The organism is Azoarcus sp. PA01 (genome assembly GCA_001274695.2).
Lineage (GTDB): Bacteria > Pseudomonadota > Gammaproteobacteria > Burkholderiales > Rhodocyclaceae > Aromatoleum.
In genome coordinates this window covers 1,232,589-1,255,057 of sequence record LARU01000004.1, presented here as the reverse complement: position 1 = coordinate 1,255,057, position 22,469 = coordinate 1,232,589, and the positions used below count along the sequence as shown (strand labels likewise).

The 22,469-nt window shown below is 66.4% G+C and carries 21 protein-coding genes and 1 pseudogene; 11 read left to right on the top strand and 11 right to left on the bottom strand.

Features of this window, described 5'->3' with window-relative positions; genetic code table 11:
- Positions 1 to 118: 118 nt before the first annotated feature.
- Genes glpK through PA01_18105 form a run of 3 tightly spaced genes read left to right on the top strand, consistent with a single transcriptional unit; the run spans position 119 to position 4,073 of the window.
- Entirely contained in the window at positions 119 to 1,609 is a 1,491-nt protein-coding gene (gene glpK, locus PA01_18115) for a glycerol kinase GlpK (GenBank protein KON80297.1), read from the top strand.
- Positions 1,606 to 3,243, top strand: coding sequence for a glycerol-3-phosphate dehydrogenase/oxidase (locus tag PA01_18110; GenBank protein KON80434.2), 1,638 nt, complete (start codon positions 1,606 to 1,608; stop codon positions 3,241 to 3,243). Before glpK ends, PA01_18110 begins: the two co-directional genes overlap by 4 nt.
- Positions 3,240 to 4,073 carry a DMT family transporter gene (locus PA01_18105; GenBank protein KON80296.1) on the top strand — a complete coding sequence of 278 codons (834 nt, stop codon included), beginning with the start codon at positions 3,240 to 3,242 and terminating at the stop codon, positions 4,071 to 4,073. The genes PA01_18110 and PA01_18105 overlap by 4 nt, the downstream gene beginning before the upstream one ends.
- 44 nt (positions 4,074 to 4,117) lie before the next feature.
- On the opposite strand, the gene PA01_18100 is transcribed toward PA01_18105, so the two are convergent.
- Together PA01_18100 and PA01_18095 are read right to left on the bottom strand one after the other, a co-directional pair.
- Positions 4,118 to 5,467, bottom strand: a complete 1,350-nt coding sequence (locus PA01_18100) for an ATP-binding protein (protein KON80295.1) — start codon at positions 5,465 to 5,467, stop codon at positions 4,118 to 4,120.
- Positions 5,464 to 6,225: a response regulator gene (locus PA01_18095; GenBank protein KON80294.1), complete on the bottom strand. Its 762-nt coding sequence runs from the start codon at positions 6,223 to 6,225 to the stop codon at positions 5,464 to 5,466. The genes PA01_18100 and PA01_18095 overlap by 4 nt, the downstream gene beginning before the upstream one ends.
- Positions 6,226 to 6,447: 222 nt before the next feature.
- Here PA01_18095 and PA01_18090 point away from each other — a divergent pair, with 222 nt between their 5' ends.
- Positions 6,448 to 6,996, top strand: a complete 549-nt coding sequence (locus PA01_18090) for a Spy/CpxP family protein refolding chaperone (GenBank protein ID KON80293.1) — start codon at positions 6,448 to 6,450, stop codon at positions 6,994 to 6,996.
- A 145-nt stretch (positions 6,997 to 7,141) separates the two neighbouring features.
- Here PA01_18090 and aceA read toward each other — a convergent pair whose 3' ends face one another.
- The 4 genes from aceA to clpS all read right to left on the bottom strand — a co-directional run bounded on the left by aceA (position 7,142) and on the right by clpS (position 12,009).
- Positions 7,142 to 8,443: an isocitrate lyase gene (aceA, locus tag PA01_18085; GenBank protein ID KON80292.1), complete on the bottom strand. Its 1,302-nt coding sequence runs from the start codon at positions 8,441 to 8,443 to the stop codon at positions 7,142 to 7,144.
- Positions 8,444 to 8,817: 374 nt separating this feature from the next.
- The gene (gene rraA, locus PA01_18080) at positions 8,818 to 9,297 is read right to left on the bottom strand and encodes a ribonuclease E activity regulator RraA (GenBank protein KON80291.1); all 480 of its coding nucleotides are present in this window, start codon (positions 9,295 to 9,297) and stop codon (positions 8,818 to 8,820) included.
- A gap of 127 nt (positions 9,298 to 9,424) precedes the next feature.
- Entirely contained in the window at positions 9,425 to 11,698 is a 2,274-nt protein-coding gene (clpA, locus tag PA01_18075; protein ID KON80290.1) for an ATP-dependent Clp protease ATP-binding subunit ClpA, read from the bottom strand.
- Positions 11,699 to 11,700: 2 nt separating this feature from the next.
- Entirely contained in the window at positions 11,701 to 12,009 is a 309-nt protein-coding gene (gene clpS / locus PA01_18070) for an ATP-dependent Clp protease adapter ClpS (protein ID KON80289.1), read from the bottom strand.
- 404 nt (positions 12,010 to 12,413) lie between these two features.
- On the opposite strand from clpS, the gene PA01_18065 reads away from it, so the two are divergent.
- A complete protein-coding gene (locus PA01_18065; GenBank protein KON80288.1) occupies positions 12,414 to 12,617 on the top strand; it encodes a cold-shock protein in 204 nt (67 codons plus the stop codon).
- 135 nt (positions 12,618 to 12,752) lie between these two features.
- On the opposite strand, the gene rpmG is transcribed toward PA01_18065, so the two are convergent.
- From rpmG to sulP, 3 genes are all read right to left on the bottom strand, one after another.
- Complete coding sequence (rpmG, locus tag PA01_18060; protein ID KON80287.1) at positions 12,753 to 12,920, bottom strand: 50S ribosomal protein L33; 168 nt, start codon at positions 12,918 to 12,920, stop codon at positions 12,753 to 12,755.
- 40 nt (positions 12,921 to 12,960) lie between these two features.
- Positions 12,961 to 13,197 carry a 50S ribosomal protein L28 gene (gene rpmB, locus PA01_18055; GenBank protein ID KON80286.1) on the bottom strand — a complete coding sequence of 79 codons (237 nt, stop codon included), beginning with the start codon at positions 13,195 to 13,197 and terminating at the stop codon, positions 12,961 to 12,963.
- A gap of 83 nt (positions 13,198 to 13,280) precedes the next feature.
- Positions 13,281 to 14,993, bottom strand: a complete 1,713-nt coding sequence (gene sulP / locus PA01_18050) for a sulfate permease (protein KON80285.1) — start codon at positions 14,991 to 14,993, stop codon at positions 13,281 to 13,283.
- Between the two features lie 160 nt (positions 14,994 to 15,153).
- Here sulP and PA01_18045 point away from each other — a divergent pair, with 160 nt between their 5' ends.
- Genes PA01_18045 through glcF form a run of 5 tightly spaced genes read left to right on the top strand, consistent with a single transcriptional unit; the run spans position 15,154 to position 19,899 of the window.
- A complete protein-coding gene (locus PA01_18045) occupies positions 15,154 to 15,909 on the top strand; it encodes a FadR family transcriptional regulator (protein ID KON80284.1) in 756 nt (251 codons plus the stop codon).
- A complete protein-coding gene (locus PA01_18040) occupies positions 15,906 to 17,417 on the top strand; it encodes an FAD-binding protein (GenBank protein KON80283.1) in 1,512 nt (503 codons plus the stop codon). The genes PA01_18045 and PA01_18040 overlap by 4 nt, the downstream gene beginning before the upstream one ends.
- Positions 17,417 to 17,587 carry a hypothetical protein gene (locus PA01_19215; protein KAI5912373.1) on the top strand — a complete coding sequence of 57 codons (171 nt, stop codon included), beginning with the start codon at positions 17,417 to 17,419 and terminating at the stop codon, positions 17,585 to 17,587. Before PA01_18040 ends, PA01_19215 begins: the two co-directional genes overlap by 1 nt.
- The gene (gene glcE, locus PA01_18035; GenBank protein ID KON80282.1) at positions 17,571 to 18,653 is read left to right on the top strand and encodes a glycolate oxidase subunit GlcE; all 1,083 of its coding nucleotides are present in this window, start codon (positions 17,571 to 17,573) and stop codon (positions 18,651 to 18,653) included. Before PA01_19215 ends, glcE begins: the two co-directional genes overlap by 17 nt.
- Before the next feature lies 1 nt (position 18,654).
- On the top strand, positions 18,655 to 19,899 hold the full coding sequence (glcF, locus tag PA01_18030; GenBank protein ID KON80281.1) for a glycolate oxidase subunit GlcF: 1,245 nt from the start codon (positions 18,655 to 18,657) through the stop codon (positions 19,897 to 19,899).
- Between the two features lie 21 nt (positions 19,900 to 19,920).
- Here the strand turns inward: glcF and PA01_18025 are convergent, their stop codons facing one another.
- Positions 19,921 to 20,364, bottom strand: coding sequence for a MaoC/PaaZ C-terminal domain-containing protein (locus PA01_18025; protein ID KON80280.1), 444 nt, complete (start codon positions 20,362 to 20,364; stop codon positions 19,921 to 19,923).
- A gap of 134 nt (positions 20,365 to 20,498) precedes the next feature.
- Between PA01_18025 and PA01_19210 the strand changes: the two are divergent.
- Positions 20,499 to 21,230, top strand: a pseudogene (locus PA01_19210) (serine/threonine-protein phosphatase).
- Positions 21,231 to 21,270: 40 nt separating this feature from the next.
- Here the strand turns inward: PA01_19210 and corA are convergent.
- Positions 21,271 to 22,368, bottom strand: coding sequence for a magnesium/cobalt transporter CorA (gene corA, locus PA01_18015; protein KON80278.1), 1,098 nt, complete (start codon positions 22,366 to 22,368; stop codon positions 21,271 to 21,273).
- Between the last annotated feature and the right edge of the window lie 101 nt (positions 22,369 to 22,469).

The following is a 22,469-nucleotide window of genomic DNA, read 5'->3' as shown; positions in this document are numbered from 1 at the left end:
GTCCCGGCCGATGGGCGCTTCAATCGCGATGTCCGACGCCGGCAGACCCTAGTGCGGGATGGTCACGCGGACGGGGGCGCGGTAGTCTTGCGTCATTGCGAGCACCGCCGGAGGCGTCATGAGTTATCTGCTGGCCCTGGACCAGGGGACGACGAGCTCGCGGGCGCTCGTGCTGGATCGCGACGGGCAGGTGAAGGGCGCCGCCCAGCAGACGTTCGCGCAGCACTACCCGCAGCCCGGCTGGGTCGAGCACGATCCGGCGCAGCTTCTCGCGACCCAGTTCGATTGCGCCAGGACGGCGCTTGCCCGGGCCGGCGTCGCCGCTTCTGCGCTGGCTGCGGTCGGCATCACGAATCAGCGCGAAACCACGCTGCTGTGGGAACGTTCGACCGGCCGGGCGCTCGCACCGGCGATCGTCTGGCAGGATCGGCGCACTGCGGCAGCATGCGACCGGCTGCGCGAGGCCGGCCACGCCGACCTGATCCGCGCGAGCACCGGCCTCGAGCTCGACGCCTATTTCTCGGCGACGAAGCTCGCCTGGCTGCTCGACCAGGTCCCCGACGCACGCGCCCGGGCCCGGGCGGGCGAACTGGCGTTCGGCACCGTCGACAGCTGGCTGGTCTGGCACCTCAGCGGCGGCGCGCTGCACGTGACCGACGCCGGCAACGCGTCGCGAACGATGCTGTTCAACATCCACCGCTGCGAATGGGACGAATCGCTGCTCGCGCTGCTCGACATTCCGCCCGCGCTGTTGCCGCGCATCGTCGACAGCAGCGGAGTGTGCGGCACGACCTGCGCCGATGTGCTCGGCGCAGCGGTGCCGATCGCCGGCATCGGCGGAGACCAGCAGGCAGCGACGTTCGGCCAGGCATGCTTTGCCCACGGGATGGCGAAAAACACTTACGGCACTGGCTGCTTCCTGCTGATGAACACCGGCGCGGCGCCGGTGACGTCGACGAACCGTCTGCTGACGACGATCGGTTGGCGCTCGCAGGGCGAGACCTGTTACGCGCTCGAAGGCAGCATTTTCATCGGTGGCGCGCTCGTGCAGTGGCTGCGCGACGGGCTGGGGCTGATCAGGCGCGCGGAGGACGTCGAGGCGCTCGCCGCGAGCGTCGCGGACAGCGACGGGGTCGTGCTGGTGCCGGCGTTTACCGGGCTCGGCGCACCGTACTGGGACGCGTATGCGCGCGGCACGCTGCTCGGGCTGACCCGCGGCACGGGTGCTGCGCACATCGCGCGCGCAGCCCTCGAGGCGATCGCGTTGCAGACGGTCGATCTCGTCGCCGCGATGAACCGCGACGGCGCCGGGCCGCTGGCCGAACTGCGGGTCGATGGCGGTGCGGCGGCAAACGATCTGCTGATGCAGATCCAGGCGGATCTGCTCGGAGTTCCGGTGGTCCGTCCGAAAATGCTCGAGACCACTGCGCTCGGAGCGGCGTATCTCGCCGGGCTCGGAGTGGGAATGTGGTCCGGCATCGAGGAGCTTGCGTCGCACTGGCGCGCCGAACGCCGCTTCGAGCCGGTGATGGCGGAGGAGCGGCGCGAGGCGGCGATCGCGCGCTGGCGGCGGGCGATCGAACGGGCCCGGGGCTGGGCCGCGGCATGAGGGTGGGCGGCGAGGAGGGAAGCGTCCATGCGGCGCAGGAGACCGGTTTTCATGGGCACGGCCAATCAGTTGCGTGGGAGCGCCGACTTGCCCGCGCGGCGCTGCTCGATCGCCTGCGCCGCTCGCAGCGCTGGGATGTGGTCGTCATTGGCGGCGGCGCGACCGGCCTAGGGTGCGCGGTCGATGCCGCTGCGCGCGGCTATTCGACGCTGCTTGTCGAAGCATGCGACTTCGCGAAAGGGACCAGTTCGCGTGCGACGAAGCTGATCCACGGCGGCGTGCGCTATCTTGTCCGGGGCGAGCTCGCGCTGGTGCGCGAAGCGCTGGCCGAGCGTTCGCGGCTGCTGGCGAATGCGCCTCACCTCGTTCATCCGCTGCGTTTCGTCGTGCCCGCCTATCACTGGCACGACCGGACGCGCTTCGCGCTGGGGCTCGGTTTTTACGATCTGCTTGCCGGCATTCACGGCATCGAACGCAGCCGGAGGCTCGACGCGGCCGCCACTGCCGCGGCGCTGCCAGGCCTCAGTCGCGTCGGGCTGAGGGGCGGGATCGCCTACTGGGACGCCCAGTTCGACGATGCGCGCCTGGCGATCGCGCTGATGCGCACGGTGTTCGACCTCGGCGGCCTGGCGCTCAACTACCTGCCGGTCGACGACCTGATCATCGAAGCCGGCAGCGTTCGCGGCGTCATCGCGCGGGATGCGGAGAGCGGTGAGCTTTTCCGTATCGCTGCCCGCGTCGTCATCAATGCGACCGGCGTATGGGCCGATGCGGTGCGGCGCCTCGAGCGTCCTGCGGCCCGTGCGCTGGTGCGCCCGAGTCAAGGCGTGCACGTCGTCGTCGACCGGAGTTTCCTTCCGGGCGATGCCGCGTTGCTGGTGCCGCAGACGCCGGATGGACGCGTGCTGTTCGTCATTCCGTGGCAAGGCAAAGTCCTGATTGGGACGACCGATACGGCTCGCTCCGACGTGCCGCTGGAGCCCGACGCTTTGCCCGGTGAAGTGGAGTTCATCCTCGCGACTGCGGCGCGCTATCTCGTGCCGGCGCCGACGCGAGGCGATGTTCGCAGCATCTTCGTCGGCCTCCGGCCGCTCGTCGGTGACGACGAGAAGACGGCGACGCCGCGGCTGTCGCGCGAGCATTGCATCGAGGTGTCGCCCGGCGGGCTGGTGACGATCACCGGCGGCAAATGGACGACGTACCGGCGGATGGCCGAGGAAACCGTCGAACGGGCTTGCGCTGTCGCGAGGCTGCCGCGACGCCCCGCAGCCACTGCCGCACTGCGCCTGCATGGCGCGACCACCGGCTTTTGCGGCGACTGCTACGGCAGCGAGCGGGCGGTCGTCGACGGGCTGCCCGGTGCCGGACGGCGCATACAGGACGGCCTGACGCTGACCGAAGCCGAAGTGCGTCATGCCGCGCGGTTCGAGCTCGCGCGCGGCGTCGAGGACGTGCTGGCGCGCCGGCATCGCGCGCTGTTTCTCGACGCTGCCCGCGCGAGCGCGGCGGCCCCAACGGTCGCGACGCTGCTCGCCGAGGAACTCGGACGCGATGCGCAGTGGTGCGCGGACGAAGTCGCACACTTTCGCGCGCTGGCGATTCGCTATGGCGCGCCGACCGGAGACTGCTCATGACGAAAACCCGCGCGGTATCGCTGACGGCGGTCGCGATGCTCGCGTTCGCTGCGAACTCGGTGCTGTGCCGGCTTGGGCTGCAGCAGGACGCGATTGACGCCGCGAGCTTCACGGTGATCCGCCTGCTGTCGGGCGCGCTGGCATTGGCGCTGCTGCTCGGCGCGCGCGGCGTGGCGCCTGCGCGCGCCGGGAACTGGCGCTCCGCGTCTGCGTTGTTCGCGTATGCCGCGGCATTTTCGTTCGCGTATGTGTCCTTGCCGACCGGTGTCGGCGCGCTGCTGCTGTTCGCGGCAGTGCAGGCGACGATGATCCTCACCGGGCTCGTGCGTGGCGAGCGGCTGACGATGGCGCAACTGGCGGGGCTGCTGCTCGCGTTCGGCGGGTTCATTTATCTGGTGCTGCCGGGCCTGTCCGCTCCGCCGCTCGGCGGCGCGCTGCTGATGGTCGGTGCCGGCATCGCGTGGGGTGTGTATTCGCTGCGCGGACGCGGCACGCGCGACCCGCTCGCGGCGACCGCCGGAAACTTCCTGCGCACCGTGCCGATGGCGATCGCGCTGGCAATGCTCGGGGTCGGCAGCGTCAACATCCAATCGGCGGGCGTGCTGTACGCGGTGCTGTCAGGCGCGTTGGCGTCCGGTGCCGGCTATGTCGTCTGGTATGCCGCGCTGCGCGGCCTCAGCGCGACCGACGCGGCGACCGTGCAGCTGAGCGTGCCGGTGATCGCTGCGCTCGGCGGTGTGCTGCTGCTCGGCGAAGTCGTGACGTTGCGGCTCGTACTGGCGTCGGTGGCGATTCTCGGCGGCGTTGCGATCGTGCTGCGCGGGCGTTGAGCGGGCAGCGCTCGGCGACGCGCTGCGGATTCGTTGGGGTTCCTTCAGCGGGCCGCGCTGCTGCGGGTGCTCGAGTGCGGCAGCGTCACGAGCGCTTCGAGCCCGCCGCCCGGGCGGTTCGCCAGCGACACGTCGCCCCCTTGCGCGCGCAGCAGGTTGCGCGCGATCGCAAGGCCGAGGCCCGTGCCGCCGGTGTCCCGGCTGCGTGACGCTTCGGCACGATAGAAAGGCTCGAACACTTTTTCGAGTTCGGCTTCCGGCAAGCCCGGGCCGTGGTCGCGCACGCGGATCTCGAAGCGCTGCGGCGTTTCGGCGATGGTGACGTCGACGCGGCCGCCGAACTTCACGCCGTTTTCGATCAGGTTCCACAGCGCGCGGCGCAGCGCGCCCAGGCGCGCGTGGCATGGCGTTCCCGTCCGCCCCGCAAGCGTCACGTGCCAGCCCATGTCGCCTGCGTCCTCGCAGAGTGCAGCGACCAGCGCATTGAGGTCGATCGCGCTGGCGGCGGCGGTCGCGTCCAGGCTGCGCGCGTAGTCGAGGCCTTCCTTCGCGAGCGCCTGCATGGCGTCGAGATCGGACTGGATTTTCGCCCGCACCGCTTCGTCCTCGACGAGCTCGGCGCGCAGCCGCAGGCGCGTGATCGGCGTCTGCAGGTCGTGCGAGATCGCAGCCAGGATCCGCGTGCGCTCGCCGACATGCTGCTGCAGGCGTTGCTGCATCCGGTTGAAGGCGTGCGCCGCGCGGGCGACCTCGACCGGGCCGTCGGTGTCGATCGGCGGATGGTTCGGATCGGCACCGAGCGCATCGGCTGCGGCAGCGAGCCGCGACAGCGGCCGCGTCGCGATGCGCACCGCGAGCCACGACAGCAGCGTGACGCCGGCGATCAGCGCGAGCAGCGCGGCGACGAGACTGCCGGGCGGCAGCGGCGGAGGGGGGGCGAACAGGGCTCCCGGCAGGCGGACCGTCAGCGGCGCACCGTCAGCGAGGCGTACGCTCGCGAGCGGTTGCGCACGGCGTGGATGGGCGTCGTCGCGTGTCCGGGAGTGCTCGAAGACTCCCACCTCGCGATCGGGCAGGGCCTGATTCAGCGCTTTTCGCAGCGGAGAACCGGCCGTCAGCGGCTGCGCGTCGGGCGGGGGCACCTCCAGCGTGAGCCGCAGGCGCCGTCGGCCGAGCGTTCTGATCCAGTCCTCGCGCTGCTCGGGCGGGAGGCTGTCGAGCACGTCGACGATCGCGACGATCTCCCTTGCGACGCCTTCGAACAGCACGTCGCGCCCGTGCCGATGCCGTTCGCCGACGAACAGCGCAAGGCTCACCGTCAGCACCAGCGCGATGCCGATCAGCCAGATCAGCATCAGGCGGGCGAACAGCGTGCGTGGCCACGGAGCGCTCATGCGCGCGCAGGCGGTTCGGCGACCGCGACGGTGCTCGCGAGCACGTACCCTTCGTTGCGCACCGTCTTAATGATCGCGGGCTCGCGGGCATTGTCGCGCAGGCGCTGGCGCAGGCGGCTGACGAGCAGATCGATCGAGCGGTCGAACGCGTCGGCTTCGCGGCCCTGCGTCAGTTCCATCAGCTGATCCCGACTGAGCACGCGCTGAGGATGGGTGAGGAACACCATCAGCAGGCGATGCTCGGCGCCCGACAGCGGGACGATCGTGCCGTCCTGGTCGATCAGGTGCCGGCCCGCGGTATCGAGCCGCCAGCCGGCAAAGTGCAGCTGGCCCGCATGATCGGCGGGCGAGCTTTCGAGGTTCGGCGGCAGCGCGCGGGCGCGGCGCAGGATCGCGCGGATGCGGGCATAGAGCTCGCGCGGCACGAACGGCTTGGGCAGGTAATCGTCAGCGCCCATCTCCAGGCCGACGATCCGGTCCATGTCTTCGCCGCGCGCGGTGAGCATCAGCACCGGCAGGTTTGGGTAGGCACTGCCGCCGGCCCGCAGGTTGCGGCACAGCGTCAGCCCGTCCTCGCCCGGCATCATGATGTCGAGCACGATCAGGTCGACGCGATGACGCTCGAGCGCGGCTTTCATCTCGCGTCCGTCGGCCGCGGTCGTGCAGCGCAGCCCCTGCTTCTCGAGATAGTCGGCGAGCAGGCTGCGAATCTCTTTGTCATCGTCGACGATGAGGATGTGGTCGTTGGAGGCGGTCATGTTCCGGGCTGGCGGCGGTCGAAGCGGGGCGGCGAATGAATCTCTGATGTGAATCATAAGGGGAGCGCCGGAGTGTCTTGTATCCCAGAGTATCTGCGCCGCGCGCCGAGACATGCTCATGCAAACGGGAGCGCTGCGGACAAATGCGGCTTACATCCCGGTGTTCAAATGATTGCGCCGCCCGGACTCGAAGGGCGTTCCAGATCAACACGGAGAACCATCATGAAAACCTGGATCAAGACCGCAGTTGCCGCGGCTGTCGCCGCGACGGCAGCTTTCTCCGCTCCCGCCGTCATTGCCGGAGGCGGTGGGGGCTGGCATGACATGCACGGTGGCATGCATGGGGGCATGCACGGCATGAAGCATCGCATGGATCCCGAAGCGATGAGTGCGCGCGCGGACCGGCATCTGGCCCAACTGCAGGACGCCCTCGCGCTCCGCCCGGAGCAGCGCCCGGCGTGGGAGACGTTCAGCGCCGCGATGCGCAGCAGGGCGCAGAAGGCCGCCGAGCAGATTCAGTCGAAGCGATCCGCCGAGCGCCCGATGACCGCGCCCGAGCGGATGGAGCGCATGGAGACGTTCGCCGAAACGCAGCTCGAATCGATGCGGGAAATGCACGCGGCCGCCGCGAAGTTTTATGACGTGCTCGATGCTGCGCAGAAGAAGACTTTCGACGAGCAGTTTCACGTCGGGGGCCGTCGCCACTGGGGCGAGCGGCAACAACGACCGGCGGGCATGGAAGGTCCCGCGGCGCCGACCCGCGCGCCGTGAAATTGCAAGGGGCCGCGCGTTGCAGGCGGCTCCGCCCGAAGCGGAGGGCGGCACGGGTGCCGCTCCCCAAACAAAAAGCCGCGTCTCGTGAACGCGGCTTGCCGGGATGGGCAGGCCTGATCGCGGCCTGCCCGGATCGAAACGATCAGTGGAACTGTTCTTCTTCGGTCGAACCGGTCAGCGCGGTAACGCTCGAGGTACCGCCCTGGATCACCGTCGTCACTTCGTCGAAGTAACCCGTGCCGACTTCCTGCTGGTGCGACACGAAAGTGTAGCCACGGTCACGCGCAGCGAACTCGGGCTCCTGGACTTTCTCGACGTAAGCCGACATGCCGCGCTTCGCGTAGTCCTGGGCGAGGTCGAACATGTTGTACCACATCGAATGGATACCGGCCAACGTGATGAACTGGTACTTGTAGCCCATCGCGCCGAGCTCGCGCTGGAACTTCGCGATCGTCGCATCGTCGAGGTTCTTCTTCCAGTTGAACGACGGCGAGCAGTTGTAGGCGAGCATCTTGCCCGGGTGCTTGGCATGCACCGCTTCGGCGAACTTGCGCGCGAACTCGAGGTCCGGCGTGCCGGTTTCGCACCACACGAGGTCGGCATATTCGGCGTACGCGATCGCGCGGGAGATCGCCTGCTCGAGCCCCTTGTTGGTCTTGTAGAAGCCTTCAGCGGTGCGCTCGCCGGTCAGGAAAGGCTTGTCGTTCGCGTCGTAGTCGCTCGTCAGCAGGTCGGCTGCTTCGGCGTCGGTACGGGCGATCACCAGCGTCGGCACGCCCATGACGTCCGCGGCGAGGCGGGCGGCAAGCAGCTTCTGCACGGCTTCGGCGGTCGGCACCAGCACCTTGCCACCCATGTGGCCGCACTTCTTCACCGAAGCGAGCTGGTCTTCCCAGTGCACGCCCGCGGCGCCGGCGCGGATCATCGCCTTCATCAGCTCGAAAGCGTTCAGCACGCCGCCGAAACCGGCTTCGGCATCGGCAACGATCGGCGCGAAGTAGTCGACGTAGCCCTTGTCGCCCTTGTTGATGTTCTTCGACCACTGGATCTGGTCGGCACGCTGGAACGCGTTGTTGATGCGCTCGACGACCGTCGGCACCGAGTTGACGGGGTACAGCGACTGGTCCGGGTACATCGCGGCGTACGAGTTGTTGTCGGCCGCAACTTGCCAGCCCGACAGGTAGATCGCCTTGATGCCGGCCTTGACCTGCTGCATCGCCTGACCGCCGGTCAGCGCGCCGAGGCAATTGACGTACGGTTCGTTGTTCACAAGGTTCCACAGCTTTTCCGCACCGACGCGCGCCAGGGTGCTTTCGGGCTGGATCGAACCACGGAGGCGGACGACATCGGCGGCAGTGTAGTTGCGCTTGATGCCTTTCCAGCGGGGGTTTTCAGCCCAGTCTTTCTCGATGGCGGCGATTTGCTGTTCGCGGGTCAGGGTCATGGCAGATTCCTTGTTGGCTAACGATTTATGAGCGTGGAAACGTTCCTCGCGCGCGTCTGGCGATGTGCCCGCGGATTCATTTCCGTTCGATTGCCGTCGTGCGGCGCAGGCGACATCGAGTGACGAGGAGTATAGGAAGGTTTTCGCTCTGCAGCAACAGGTCTTATATAAGATATAAGAAATTATTTAGGCGTTGCTTTTCAGGAATTTAAGGGCGAAATTTTGCATCGTGGAATCGCAGACGGCGTTGTGAAATGAATTGCTGCTGCATTGCCGCAGAAAATGCTGTTGACCGCGTTGCTCCGGAAAGCGCCGGGGGAGCATGCAATGCATGAAGCCGGCGCAGCTGCACGCCGGCTCGCCGCGGGAAGGAATCAGAGCAGCGACGATTCCGAAACGACGATCCCGTCCTCGTCGGCGTAAAGGAAATGCCCGGGCGTGAAGGTCACGCCGCCGAACGTCACGGCGATGTCACGCTCGCCGGCGCCTTTCTTGATGCTCTTGAGCGGATGAGTGCCGAGCGCGAACACTCCCAGTTCCATCGTGCCGATCGGCTTCGAGTCTCGAATGCAGCCGTAGACGATGACTCCGGCCCACCCGTTTTTCACGCCGAGCAGCGCCAACTGGTCGCCGACGAGCGCGCAGCGCAGCGAGCCACCGCCGTCGACGACGAGCACTTTGCCTTCGCCCGGTTCTTCGAGCGCCGCACGCACCAGGGAGTTGTCCTCGAACACCTTGAGTGTCGTGATCGGGCCGCAAAAGGCAGTGCGTGCGCCGTAGCTCCGGAACATCGGGCTGACGACTTTGACGCGGGTTTCGTGCGCATCGCACAGATCGGCGGTCTGGAATTCCATGCTTCTTCCTTCGTTTTCAGGGGAGAGAAAGTGTACTGTGGCGCCGCCATTCACGCGCGCCACCGGGTGCTGCGGGGCAAAAAAACAAAAAAGCGGCCCGCGGGCCGCCTTTCCGGAGCGCGGCGGCTCAGGCCGTCGCCGCCTCCATCTGGTCGAAGACCAGCTTGACCTTCCCGTCGGCATCGAGATCGATGGTCACCTTGCCCCCGTTCGCCAGCCGGCCGAACAGCAACTCGTCGGCCAACGCGGACCGAATCGTGTCCTGGATCAGGCGAGCCATCGGGCGCGCACCCATCATCGGGTCGAAGCCTTCGCCGGCCAGCCATGCCTTCAGCTCGTCGGTGAAATGCGCCTCGACCTTCTTCTCGTGCAACTGCGCCTCGAGCTGCATCAGGAACTTGTCGACGACGCGCAGGATGACTTCGTTGTCGAGCGCCTTGAACGAGATCGTCGCATCGAGCCGGTTGCGGAATTCCGGCGAGAACATGCGCTTGATGTCCGCCATCTCGTCGCCCGCTTCGCGCTTGGCCGAAAAACCGATCACCGCCTTCTGCATCGACTCTGCCCCCGCGTTCGTCGTCATGATCAGGATGACGTTGCGGAAGTCCGCCTGGCGGCCGTTGTTGTCCGTCAGCGTGCCGTGATCCATCACCTGCAGCAAAATGTTGTAGATGTCGGGATGCGCTTTCTCGATTTCGTCAAGCAGCAGCACGCAATGCGGCTTCTTCGTGATCGCCTCGGTGAGCAGCCCGCCCTGGTCGAACCCGACATATCCCGGCGGCGCGCCGATCAGTCGGCTGACTGCGTGGCGTTCCATGTATTCGGACATGTCGAAGCGCACCAGTTCGATGCCCATCGTGAACGCCAGCTGTCGCGCGACTTCCGTCTTGCCAACACCGGTCGGCCCGGAGAACAGGAAGCTGCCGATCGGTTTCGCCGGATTGCCGAGGCCCGAGCGCGACATCTTGATCGCCTTCGCGAGCGCGTCGATTGCCGTTTCCTGGCCGAACACGACGTTCTTCAAATCGCGCTCGAGGTTCCTCAATGCAGTCTTGTCGTCGTTCGACACGCTGCGCGGCGGGATCCGCGCGATCTTCGCGACGATATCCTCGATTTCGCCTTTGCCGATGAGCTTGCGCTGTTTCGATTTCGGCAGGATCCGCTGCGCCGCGCCCGCTTCATCGATGACGTCGATCGCCTTGTCCGGCAGGTGACGATCGTTGATGTAGCGCGCCGAAAGTTCGGCCGCAGAGGACAGCGCCGCTGCCGAATACTTGACGTTGTGATGTTCCTCGAAACGGCTCTTCAAGCCTTTCAGGATCTCGACCGTTTCCGCTACCGAGGGCTCGGAAACATCGACTTTCTGGAAACGCCGCGACAGCGCGTGGTCTTTCTCGAAGATCTGGCGGAACTCCGAATAGGTCGTCGCGCCGATGCATTTCAGTTGCCCGGAGGACAGCGCCGGCTTGAGCAGGTTCGACGCGTCGAGCGTGCCGCCCGATGCCGCCCCCGCACCGATGAGCGTATGGATCTCGTCGATGAAGAGAATCGCGTTCTGGGTTTCGCGCAGCTGCTTGAGCACCGCTTTCAGCCGCTGCTCGAAGTCGCCGCGATACTTCGTCCCCGCCAGCAGCGCACCCATGTCGAGCGCATACACCTGAGCCCCCTCGAGGATCTCCGGAATCCGCCCTTCGATGATCCGCCGTGCCAGGCCTTCGGCGATCGCCGTCTTGCCGACCCCCGCTTCGCCGACCAGCAGCGGATTGTTCTTGCGCCGGCGGCATAGCGTCTGGATGACGCGCTCGAGCTCGCGGTCGCGTCCGATCAGCGGGTCGATCTTGCCGACCAGTGCCTGCTGGTTGAGATTCTGCGTGTAATTCTCGAGTGCGCCGCCCGGTTGTGCCGTTTCCGTCTCCTGTTCGCCTTGTTCGGACTCGCTGCGTCCTGGCGCATTCGCCCCTTGCTGAGGCGCTTTCGCAATGCCGTGCGAGATGAAGTTGACGACGTCCAGTCGCGAAATATTCTGCCGTTGCAGGAAGTACACCGCGTGCGAATCCTTCTCGCCGAAAATGGCGACCAGGACGTTCGCGCCGGTCACTTCCTTCTTGCCCGACGATTGGACGTGCAGTATCGCGCGCTGGATGACGCGCTGAAATCCAAGCGTCGGCTGCGTGTCGATCTCGTCCACGCCTTCGACTCTCGGAGTGTGCTCGTTGATGAAAGTCGTCAATTCACGCCGTAGTTCATCGACGTTTGCGGCGCATGCGCGCAAGACTTCGGCGGCTGACGGATTGTCGAGCAACGCGAGCAGCAGATGTTCAACAGTGATGAACTCATGCCGCTTCTGTCGCGCCTCGACAAAGGCCATGTGCAGACTGACTTCAAGTTCCTGCGCGATCATTCTCAATTTTCCTCCATCACGCACGCCAGCGGATGCTGGTGCTGCCGGGCAAAGGCGACGACCTGTTCGACCTTGGTCGCGGCGACGTCCTTCGGAAAAACGCCGCACACCCCCATGCCTTCTCTGTGGACTTGGAGCATGACCCGGGTCGCCCGTTCGCGGTCCATGCCAAAAAATTTCTGCAGCACGACTATGACGAAATCCATAGGCGTGAAATCGTCGTTGAGCAGTAGCACCTTATAAAGTGGCGGCGGCTTGGTGCGAGTTTGCTCCGCCTCGAGTAAAAACTCGTCCTGCTTTTGAGTGGCCATGCGGTTCATTCTAATGAAGTCGAGGCAGAGTGCAACATGCCACCGGGAGAGCGAAAACGGCCGGTGCGACGGCAAAAAAGCGATGTCCGTGCTGTTGCGATGCAAGAACGGCTCCCGGCGGCGGCGCTCAGCTTCATTCAACGGGGTGGGCGTTGTACGGCGGGAGGGAAGGGCGGGAATTGATGCGATGCAAAAAAACCACCTTCTACGAAACGCTTGACGCTGTTCTTGCAAATGCGTAAAAGCAGGATCGTGCTAAATGCGAAGCTAAACGCACTGGTTCTGCACGTTTTGGCTGCCTACGCAGCCCGATTGGGCTTTACTGCTGCGTTTTACTGCGCATGGATGCACTAAAGGGGTGATTTCCTGCATCGTTTCAAGCAATTTTGAAGGATTACGGCAACATGGCAACTGGTACCGTCAAGTGGTTCAACGACTCCAAGGGCTTCGGCTTCATTACTCCGGACGACGGCAGCGAAGATCTCTTCGCGCACTTCTCCGCGATCAACATGAACGGGTTCAAGACGTTGAAGGAAGGGGAGAAGGTTTCCTTCGAAGTTACCCAGGGTCCGAAGGGCAAACAGGCTTCTAACATCCAGAAGGCCTGATAGTCCTGGCAATCCGGCACGCTGAATCACTGTCGCGGGACGGGTTCCAGAAAGCAAGAGGCCGCCGGAGCGATCCGGCGGCCTCTTGCTGCTTGCGGGAGCCAACGCTTGCGCGGGCATCGCCCGCCGGGCAGCTCACTTCAGCTTGATTTCCTTGTACAGCACGTGCTTGCGTACGACCGGGTCGTACTTGCTGAACTCGAGCTTGTTCGGGGTGGTGCGCTTGTTCTTCGAGGTCGTGTAGAAGTGACCAGTACCTGCGGTCGACTCCAGCTTGATTTTTTCGCGGGCGCCTTTGGCCATGTGAGTCTCCGTACGTTTGCTTCAGTTGCGTGGCGAGGCGTCAGACCTTCTCGCCGCGGGCGCGAAGTTCGGAGACGACCACGTCGATGCCCTTCTTGTCGATGGTGCGCAAGGCGGCATTGGAAACGCGCAGGCGGATCCAGCGGTTTTCGGATTCGCTCCAGAACCTGCGGTTTTGCAGGTTCGGCAGGAAGCGGCGCTTGGTTTTGTTATTAGCGTGGGAAACGTTGTTTCCCACCATCGGTGCTTTACCGGTCACTTGACAGACGCGAGCCATACGATGCTCCAGGGAATTCGGATTTCGGAAAACCTCGGATGGTATCGCAGAAGCCCGGGTGGGTGCAAGAAAACAAAGTGGAATCAGCGCTTCGGCGCGACTTCCGGGGCGTCCTGGCGCAGCGCTTCGAGGGCTTGGTGTTCGGTGCGGTAGTCGGCGTGCGAACCGAGCCTCAGCCACAGGCCGGTTTTCTGCATCACGTCGATGACCTGTTTTTTCAGGCCGCAGAAAGCCAGGTTCCTGTTCGTTCCGCGCAGGCGCTCGATGAGCAGCGAGAGCGTGTGCAGGCCGGTCGCATCGATCGTGTTGATGCCCGCGGCGGAGATCAGCACGGTGTGCACGCCGGAGTGGGTGGCCGCCGCGGCGAGCACGGCGCGCTCGAAGGCCGCAGCGGTGACGAACGTGAGCGGGCTGTCGAAGCGCAGGATGACGATGGCAGGGTCGGGATGCTCGAGTCCGAAGCGGGCGAGATCGCGATAAGTGCCGTCGGGATGCAGGCCGAGCAGCGCCGTGCGCGGGCGCATCTCGCGGTAGAGCATCAACGCCAGCGACAGCAGCAGTCCTGCGAGGACGCCGTTCTGGATGTTCGGCGCGAACACCAGCGTGCCGACGAAGGTGAGCGTCGAGGCGAGGCCGTCGTCGCGCCCGGCCTGCCAAGCGCGGGCGAGCGCGCGGAAATCGATCAGGCCGGTGATGACATGCAGGATGATTGCCGCGAGCACCGCCTTGGGCAGGTGCCACAGGAGCGGCGTGAGGTAGAGCAGCGTCACGAGCACGCACGCGGCGGCGAACAGCGACGAGAGCCCGCTCCTCGCGCCGGAGACGTAGTTGAGCGCCGAGCGCGAGAACGACGCGCTGACCGGCAGCGCGCCGCTGATCGCCGCGGTGAGTTTCGCCAACCCCTGGCCGATGAGTTCCTGGTTCTGATCCCAGTCCTGGCCACTTTTTCCGGAGATCAGCTTGGCGCTCGAAGTCGCTTCCATGAAACTCACCAGCGCGATGACGAATGCGGCCGGGATCAGCGCGACCGCCGCATTCCAGTCGAATTCCGGAACGCCGAGGACGGGGAGGCCGGCCGGAATCGCTCCGACGACCGCGCCCCCTCGCGACCCGTAGCCGACTGCCGCCGAAGTCGCGGTTGCGCAGGCGACGACGATCAATACCGCCGGGAATCGTGGCGCAAAACGCCTGAGCAGCAGCAGTGCGAGCAGCGATCCTGCGCCGAAAGCCGCCGACAGCGGATGCGCGGTGCCGAGGGCTCCCAGCGCCGTCCAGAAGTCGACCAGGAAATGCGTCGACTGCGGCATTACCACGCCGAGCAGCGCCGGCAGCTGCGACAGCCCGATGATCAGGGCTGCTGCGTTGATGAAGCCGGTCATCACCGGGCGGGAAAGCAGATTCAGCAGCCAGCCGGCGCGCAGCGCACCGAGGGCCAGCTGGATGAAGCCTGACAGCAGCGCGAGCAGGATCGCCAGCGTCAGGAAAGCGGGGGACGCCGGATCGGCGAACGGCAGCAGGCTCGCGCCGGTGAGGATCGACGTCAGCGCGACGGGGCCGGTCGACAGCTGCGCGCACGAGCCGAAGAGTGCCGCGACGATGGCCGGCAGCAGCGCGGCGTAAAGCCCGACATGAGGGGGCAGCGAGGCGAGCTGTGCGTAGGCCAGCGACTGCGGGATCATCATCAGCGCAACCGTGATGCCGGCGATCAGGTCGCCTCGCAGCGACGCCGCCGACCATTGCCGACGCCAGGCGAGGAAGGGGAGCAGACGGCCGAGCAGCGGCGGGAGCGAGGTCATTGAAACCGGAGCCTCGGGGCGGGCGGGAAACCGATGGTAGCAAATGGCGGATGGGTGGATGGGCGCAATCCGCGAGTGGCGCATCAGGGTAAGTCCCGATGCTGACAGCGAGACATTTGGCGGTTAGTATTCGGAAGTTGTCAGACAACTTTGCGAAGACATGAGCGCCACCCCGATACCCGAACGTCCTCCTTCTCTCGGCGCTGCGATCGCCCGGCAGCTCGAGCAGTGGATCAGCGAGCAGCAACTCCCGAAGGGGGCACAGTTGCCGACGGAAAAGCTGCTGTGCGAGAAATTCGGCGTGAGCCGGGCGGTGATCCGGGAAGCGATCTCGCGCCTCAAGGCCGACGGATGCGTCACGACGCGCCAAGGCTCGGGCGCCTATGTCGCCGCCCGTCCGGGACAGGGCAGCTTTCGCCTGCTGCACGGACTGTCGCCGTCGGCGACGATCCCGACGGACGAAATCTCGGATGTTTTCGAGCTGCGCTGTCTCGTCGAAACCGGCGCGGCCGAGCGTGCCGCGCTGCGTCGCACGCCGGCGGACCTGAGGCGCCTGCGTGAAGCGCTCGCGCGGATGGACGAGGCGCTCGGGTCGGAATCCGATGCGGTGGGAGACGACGACGCGTTCCATGTCGCGATCGCCGCGGCGACGCAGAATCCGCATATCGAGCGCTTCCAGGCATTCATGGGGCGGCAGTTCTCGGACTCCCGGGCGCCGACGTGGAGCGCCGAAGGTCACCGCAGCGGACGGGCGCGGCAGGCGCAGGCCGAGCATGCGCGGATTTTCGAGGCGATCGCCCATGGCGACGCGGACGCCGCGCGCGCTGCGGCGCAGGCCCATCTGGTATGCGCCGCGCGCCGCCTCGGGCTCGATCCGTCGCGTTGGGGTAAGGAACAACTGGAGGGAGCACAATGAACTTCGACGCCGAAGCGCCGGCACCGGGTGAGCGGGAGGTCGATTTTTCCGCGGTCGACAAGGTGCGGCTGGTCGAAGCGCTGGCGAGCGTGCTGCCCGCCGGAGCGCTGATGTACGACGCCGAGGATCTGCGACCTTACGAGTGCGATGGTCTTTCCGCCTACCGGCAGCTGCCGCTGATTGTCGCGCTGCCCACGACCGAGGAACAGGTTGCCGAGGTGCTGCGCGTCTGTCATGAACTGCGCGCGCCGGTGGTCGCACGGGGCGCGGGCACGGGCCTGTCGGGCGGCGCGCTGCCGCACGCGCATGGCGTCGTGCTGTCGCTGGCGCGTTTCAACCGGATCCTGCATCTCGACCCGCATGCGCGCACCGCCGTCGTCCAGCCGGGCGTGCGCAACCTCGCGATCTCGGAAGCGGCGGCGCCGCACGGGCAGTATTACGCGCCGGACCCGTCGTCGCAGATCGCGTGCACGATCGGCGGCAACGTCGCCGAGAACTCGGGCGGCGTGCATTGCCTGAAGTACGGCCTGACGGTGCATAACCTGCTCCGCGTGCGCGGCGTGACGATCGAAGGCGAGATCGTCGAACTCGGCAATCACGCGCTCGACGCGCCCGGCTACGACCTGCTCGCGCTGATTACAGGCTCGGAAGGAATGCTGGCCGTCATTACCGAAGTGACCGTCAAGCTCACGCCCAAACCGCAGCTCGCGCAGTGCGTGCTCGCCGCGTTCGACGATGTCGTCAAGGCCGGCGCGGCCGTCGCCGAGATCGTCGCCGCGGGCATCATCCCCGCCGGACTCGAGATGATGGACCAGCCGGCCACCGCCGCCGTCGAGCAGTTCGTGCACGCGGGCTATCCGCTCGATGCGAAGGCGATCCTGCTGTGCGAAGCGGACGGCACGCCCGAAGAGGTCGCCGAGGAGATCGCGCGCGTCGGTGCGGTCCTCGAGGCGGGGGGCGCGACCGAGATTCGCGTGTCGCGCGACGAGGCCGAGCGGATGCGCTTTTGGGCCGGGCGCAAGGCGGCGTTTCCCGCTGCGGGGCGCATCTCGCCCGATTACTACTGCATGGACGGCACGATCCCGAGGAAGCGCCTCGGCGAGATGCTCGAAGCGATCCAGGTGATGGAACGCAAGCACGGGCTGCGCTGCATCAACGTCTTCCACGCCGGCGACGGCAACCTGCATCCGCTGATCCTGTTCGATGCGAACCAGCCAGGCGAACTCGCGCGGGCCGAAGACTTCGGCGCCGAAATCCTCGAGCTCTCGGTCGCGCTCGGCGGCACGATCACCGGCGAACATGGCGTCGGCATCGAGAAGATCAACCAGATGTGCAGCCAGTTTTCACGGCCCGAGATCACGACGTTCTTCCGCGTGAAGGCCGCGTTCGATCCGGCCGGGCTGCTCAATCCCGGCAAGGCGATCCCGACGCTGAACCGCTGCGCCGAGTACGGCCGCGAGCGCGTCAGCAAGGGTCACGTGCCGTACCCGGATATCCCCCGCTTCTGATGGAGAAGGGGTGGATCCAGCTGTTGCTCGTCGGCGTGCCGGTGCTGTCGCTGATCGGTTCATGGCTGGCGCTGCGCGTGGTCGCGCAGCGCGGCACGCGGCGGCGGGGCGAATCCGGGACGGCGCACAAGACAATCATCAGGGCAGAGGCGAATGAGCGACGCGATTGAACAGTGGCAGGAGCGCGTGCGGGCAGCGGCGGCGACCGGGACCGCGCTGCAGATCCGCGGCGGCGGGACAAAAACGTTTTACGGGCGGGCGCCGGCCGGCGAGCTGTTCGATGTGCGCGGCCATGCCGGCATCGTCAGCTACGAACCGACCGAACTGGTCGTGACCGTGCGTGGCGGCACGCCGCTCGCCGAACTCGAGGCGCTGCTCGCCGACCGGCGGCAGATGCTGGCGTTCGAGCCGCCGCATTTCGGCGCGACGGCGACGATCGGCGGCTGTGTCGCAGCCGGGCTTTCCGGACCGCGCCGCGCCGCGGCCGGTGCGTTGCGCGACTTCGTGCTGGGCGTGAAGATCCTTGACGGTCGCGGCGAAGTGCTCACCTTCGGTGGCCAGGTGATGAAGAACGTCGCCGGCTACGACGTCTCGCGACTGATCGCGGGCAGCCTCGGGACCCTGGGGGTGATTCTCGAAGTGTCGCTGAAAGTGCTGCCGCGACCGGTTGCGGAAGCGACATTGAGCCTCGCGATGAGCGAAGCCGAAGCGATCGCGCGGTTCAACGAATGGAGCGGCCAGCCGCTGCCGCTGTCGGCGTCGGCGTGGAGCGACGGGGTGTTGAACGTGCGCCTGTCGGGCGCGGAAGCCGCGGTGCGCTCGGCGCTGGCGCGACTCGGCGGGGAGGTGGTCGCGGAAGATGCGGCGGACGCGTTCTGGGCCGGGCTGCGCGAACAGACGGCGGACTTCTTCGGCGACGCGGCGCTCGACGAGGCAGGGACGTCGCTGTGGCGGCTGTCGGTGCCGAGTTCCGCCGCGCCGCTCAAACTCGCCGGGCAGCAGTTGATCGAGTGGGGCGGCGCGCTGCGCTGGCTGCGCTCGACGGCCGGCGCCGACATGATCCGCGAGCGGACCGCGGCGCTCGGCGGCCACGCGACGCTGTTCCGCGGCGGAGCGCGCAACGGACAGGTGTTCCATCCGCTGGCGGCTCCGCTGATGACGATCCACCGTCGCCTCAAGCACGCCTTCGACCCGGCCGGCATCTTCAATCCCGGCCGCCTCTACGACGGACTCTGACATGCACACCCAGCTTGCCGATTTCATCAAGGACACTGCCGAAGGGCGCGAGGCCGAAGCGATCCTGCGCAGCTGCGTGCATTGCGGCTTTTGCACCGCGACGTGCCCGACCTACCAGCTGCTCGGCGACGAGCTCGACGGGCCGCGCGGACGGATCTACCTGATCAAGCAGCTGCTCGAGGGGCACGACGTCACCGAAAAGACACGCTTGCATCTGGACCGCTGCCTGACGTGCCGCTCGTGCGAAACCACTTGCCCGTCCGGCGTGCAGTACGGCCGCCTTGCCGATATCGGCCGCCACCTCGTCGAAGCGCGCGTGCCGCGCACCGGCGTGGACCGGGCAAAGCGCTGGGCGCTGCGCGAGTTCGTTCCGCGCGCCGGCTTGTTCGGCGCCGCGATGAAGGCCGGCCGCACGGTGCGCCGCCTGCTCCCGCCGGCGCTGCGGGAGAAAGTCGCCGAGCTTCGGCCCGCCGGACCGCGGCCCACTCGGCGCCATGCGCGACGCATGATCGCGCTGGCCGGTTGTGCGCAACCGGCGATGGCGCCGTCGATCAACGCGGCCACCGCACGCGTCCTCGATACGCTGGGCGTGTCGCTCGTCGAGATGCCGGGTGCCGGCTGTTGCGGCGCGGTGCGTTATCACCTCAACGACCAGGAAGGCGGGCGGGACGATGCACGCCGCAACATCGACGCGTGGTGGCCGGCCATCGAGCGCGGCGAGGTCGAGGCGATCGTCATGACGGCTTCGGGCTGCGGGGTGCAGGTCAGGGATTATGCCCATCTACTCGCGCAGGACTCGGCCTATGCCGACCGCGCCGCGCGCATCGCAGCGATGACCCGCGATGTCGCCGAGATCCTCGCTGCCGAAAGCGAGCGCCTGCACGAATTGCTGGAGCGTCGTTGCGGCGAGCCGGAAGCGGTCGCGTTTCATTCGCCGTGCACGCTGCAGCATGGGCAGCGGATTCGTGGCGTCGTCGAAAACCTGCTCGCTGCCGCCGGATACTCACCGACGCCGGTGCGCGACGCCCATCTGTGCTGCGGGTCGGCCGGCACCTATTCGCTGCTGCAGCCGGAATTGTCGCAGCGCCTGCGCGACGACAAGCTGGCCGCGCTCGGCGCAGGCGGCGCGCCGCTGATCGCGTCGGCCAACATCGGTTGCATCGGCCATCTTCAGGCGGGCACGGCGACGCCGGTGCGGCACTGGATCGAGCTCATCGACAGCCGGCTCAACGGCACGATGCTCTGAGCGCGACCGGAACGATTACGTTCACCGCCCCGGATTGTCGGCGACCAGCATCTTCGCCTCGGCTTCGGCGACCTTCACGCCGTCCTGATTCGTGCACGCGCCGGACAGGCTGACGATGCCGCCCTGGTGTTTCGGTTTGTCGTCCAGCGCGTCGACGGTCCACACCATCGTCAGCGTGTCGCCGGCGACGACCGGTGCGATGAACCGCGACGTGTGCTCGACATACGCGATCGCGGTGCCGTGAAAAACCATGCCGAGATGGGCGGCCATGAACGAGGTCGTCACGTAGCCGTGCGCGATCCGGCTGCCGTACCGGCTCTGCCCGGCGACGCGCTGGTTCACGTGCAGCGGGTTGAAGTCTCCGAACAGGCCTGCGCTGAGCACGATGTGGGTTTCGGTCAGAGTCATCGAGGTTTCGAATGCGTCGCCGATACGCACCTCGTTGTAACCGCGTCCTGAATGCATCCCTATCTCCTTCGCGATATGAGTGGATATGCGGCGTGATGCATTTCACGCGCCACACGTAGCAGTTCTGCATCAACGTACCGCAGCGCGGCGCCGCTGGCTATCATTGCCAGCGGTCAATCCCGCTCGCCACCATGCCACTCATCGTCGAAACCTGCATCGCCCGGCACATCGGGGATCGGAGCGAACAGCAGGATCGCGTCGCGGTGTTCGGGCACCCGTCGCTGCGCGGCACGATGATCGCCGTTCTTGCCGACGGCATGGGTGGACACGCTGGCGGCGAACTTGCGGCTGAACAGGTGGTGCTCCATGCGAGGCGGAATTTCGAAGCCGGGGTTCCGGACGCCGGCTGCCCCGGGCAACTGCTCGAGAGGATCGTCACCGACGCCCACAGTGGCATCCGGCGGGTTCGGGCCGGCAGCGGGAAGGAACCGCACAGCACGGCTGTCGCGCTGATGCTGCGCAGCGGGCAGGCGCACTGGATCCACTGCGGTGATTCGCGCGTCTATCACTTTCGTGGAAGCGAGACCGTGCGCCGCAGCCAGGACCATTCGCTGGTCGCCGAACTGCAGCGCCGCGGCCGACTGGACGAGGTTGCGGCGTCGTCCCATCCGCAGCGCAGTGTCCTGTTGTCGTGTCTCGGCGGTCACCGGCCACCGCAGCTCGCGTTCGGTGAAGCTCCCGCACGGGACGGGGACAACTTTCTGCTGTGTTCCGATGGCCTGTGGCGCCATTTTTCCGACGACGAGCTGGCCGCGGTGATCGCCGCGAACCCGGCGCGCGATGCGGCCGATACGCTCGTCCGGCTCGCGCGCCGGCGGGCTGCCGGAAGCGGCGACAACATCTCTCTTGTCATCATGAAAGTATGCAGCGGTGCGGCGCAGGCAGGCGCCGGACGCCCCGAGGCTATAGCCGCAACCAGTTGCGCCGCCAGAAAATCGCCGCCATGCCCAGTGCCACCGATCCCATCATCCCCATTGCGACATAGAAGCCCCAGTCTTCGTCGAGCAGCGGCATGACCCGGAAGTTCATGCCGAAGATGCCGGTGATCAGCGTCGCCGGCAGGAACAGCGTCGTCAGCACGGTGAGAATCCGCACCTCGACGTTGAGGCGGTTGCTGACCGATGACAAATAGATGTCCATCAGGTCGCCGAGCAGTTCGCGAACGGCGTCGAGTGTCTCGACGACGTGGACCAGATGGTCATAGACATCGCGCAGATACAGGCGCGTGTCGGCGCTGAAGAATCTGCTCTCGCCCCGGATCAGGCCGTTCAGCACCTCCCGCAGTGGCCAGATCGCGCGTCTCAGCAGGTGCGTGTCGTGCTTGACGAGGTTGATCGTTTTGAGCAGCGCGGGCGTGGGGCTGACGAGCGCATCGTCTTCGAGATCCTCAGCGGTGTCGCCGAGGCGATCGACGATGACGAAATACTGGTCGACGATCGCGTCGAGCAGCGTGTAGGCCAGATAGTCGGTGCCGTGCTGCAGGAACGGTGAGCCGGGGATGCGCATCCGCTCGCGAATCGGCTCGAAAGTGCCGCTGCGCCGTTCCTGAAACGTCAGCACGAAATTCTCGCCGAGCACGAGGCTGACCTGATCCGAACCGAGCGTGCGGGTCGCGCCGTCGTATTCGAACACTCGCGCCACGCAGTAGAGGTACGTCCCGTAGTCCTCGATCTTCGGGCGCTGGTGGGTGTTCAGGATGTCCTCGAGCACCAGCGGGTGGAGCCCGAAACGGCGCCCGATCTCGCCGAGGATTTCGGCGTCCTGCAGACCATACACGTTGAGCCACAGCCGCTTGCGCTGTGGCCGGTAGGCGCGTGATTCGGCGATGCTGGCGAAGCGGCGCTCCTCGATTCCGCCATCGTCGTAGGCGAGCAGCGAGATCGTCGGGCGGTCCGTCTTGACGGCGCCGACATGCACCAGCGTGCCCGGCGGCAGGCCCGCCTTGGCCGCCGTCAGCGACTTCGATTTGCGACGCTTCGTGTTCGCTCGTGTCGTATTCATCTGTCGCAGTGCAAAAAAACGGTATTGCGTTGAGGTAGGGTATCAGTATTATCCCGTATGCGCTGCTCATGCATCGCCCTTGATGCAGAGCAAGAAATCCA

What these genes read in the sequence shown, in the direction of transcription:
- glcE (KON80282.1), top strand. Translation starts at nt 17,571, where the DNA reads ATGAGCGACGCGATTGAACAGTGGCAGGAGCGCGTGCGGGCAGCGGCG.
- corA (KON80278.1), bottom strand. Translation starts at nt 22,368, where the DNA reads ATGAATACGACACGAGCGAACACGAAGCGTCGCAAATCGAAGTCGCTG.
- rpmG (KON80287.1), bottom strand. Translation starts at nt 12,920, where the DNA reads ATGGCCAAAGGCGCCCGCGAAAAAATCAAGCTGGAGTCGACCGCAGGT.
- aceA (KON80292.1), bottom strand. Translation starts at nt 8,443, where the DNA reads ATGACCCTGACCCGCGAACAGCAAATCGCCGCCATCGAGAAAGACTGG.
- PA01_18040 (KON80283.1), top strand. Translation starts at nt 15,906, where the DNA reads ATGAACTTCGACGCCGAAGCGCCGGCACCGGGTGAGCGGGAGGTCGAT.
- clpA (KON80290.1), bottom strand. Translation starts at nt 11,698, where the DNA reads ATGATCGCGCAGGAACTTGAAGTCAGTCTGCACATGGCCTTTGTCGAG.
- PA01_18095 (KON80294.1), bottom strand. Translation starts at nt 6,225, where the DNA reads ATGACCGCCTCCAACGACCACATCCTCATCGTCGACGATGACAAAGAG.
- rpmB (KON80286.1), bottom strand. Translation starts at nt 13,197, where the DNA reads ATGGCTCGCGTCTGTCAAGTGACCGGTAAAGCACCGATGGTGGGAAAC.
- PA01_18045 (KON80284.1), top strand. Translation starts at nt 15,154, where the DNA reads ATGAGCGCCACCCCGATACCCGAACGTCCTCCTTCTCTCGGCGCTGCG.
- clpS (KON80289.1), bottom strand. Translation starts at nt 12,009, where the DNA reads ATGGCCACTCAAAAGCAGGACGAGTTTTTACTCGAGGCGGAGCAAACT.
- PA01_18100 (KON80295.1), bottom strand. Translation starts at nt 5,467, where the DNA reads ATGAGCGCTCCGTGGCCACGCACGCTGTTCGCCCGCCTGATGCTGATC.
- PA01_18090 (KON80293.1), top strand. Translation starts at nt 6,448, where the DNA reads ATGAAAACCTGGATCAAGACCGCAGTTGCCGCGGCTGTCGCCGCGACG.
- PA01_19215 (KAI5912373.1), top strand. Translation starts at nt 17,417, where the DNA reads ATGGAGAAGGGGTGGATCCAGCTGTTGCTCGTCGGCGTGCCGGTGCTG.
- PA01_18105 (KON80296.1), top strand. Translation starts at nt 3,240, where the DNA reads ATGACGAAAACCCGCGCGGTATCGCTGACGGCGGTCGCGATGCTCGCG.
- rraA (KON80291.1), bottom strand. Translation starts at nt 9,297, where the DNA reads ATGGAATTCCAGACCGCCGATCTGTGCGATGCGCACGAAACCCGCGTC.
- glcF (KON80281.1), top strand. Translation starts at nt 18,655, where the DNA reads ATGCACACCCAGCTTGCCGATTTCATCAAGGACACTGCCGAAGGGCGC.
- PA01_18110 (KON80434.2), top strand. Translation starts at nt 1,606, where the DNA reads ATGAGGGTGGGCGGCGAGGAGGGAAGCGTCCATGCGGCGCAGGAGACC.
- PA01_18065 (KON80288.1), top strand. Translation starts at nt 12,414, where the DNA reads ATGGCAACTGGTACCGTCAAGTGGTTCAACGACTCCAAGGGCTTCGGC.
- PA01_18025 (KON80280.1), bottom strand. Translation starts at nt 20,364, where the DNA reads ATGCATTCAGGACGCGGTTACAACGAGGTGCGTATCGGCGACGCATTC.
- glpK (KON80297.1), top strand. Translation starts at nt 119, where the DNA reads ATGAGTTATCTGCTGGCCCTGGACCAGGGGACGACGAGCTCGCGGGCG.
- sulP (KON80285.1), bottom strand. Translation starts at nt 14,993, where the DNA reads ATGACCTCGCTCCCGCCGCTGCTCGGCCGTCTGCTCCCCTTCCTCGCC.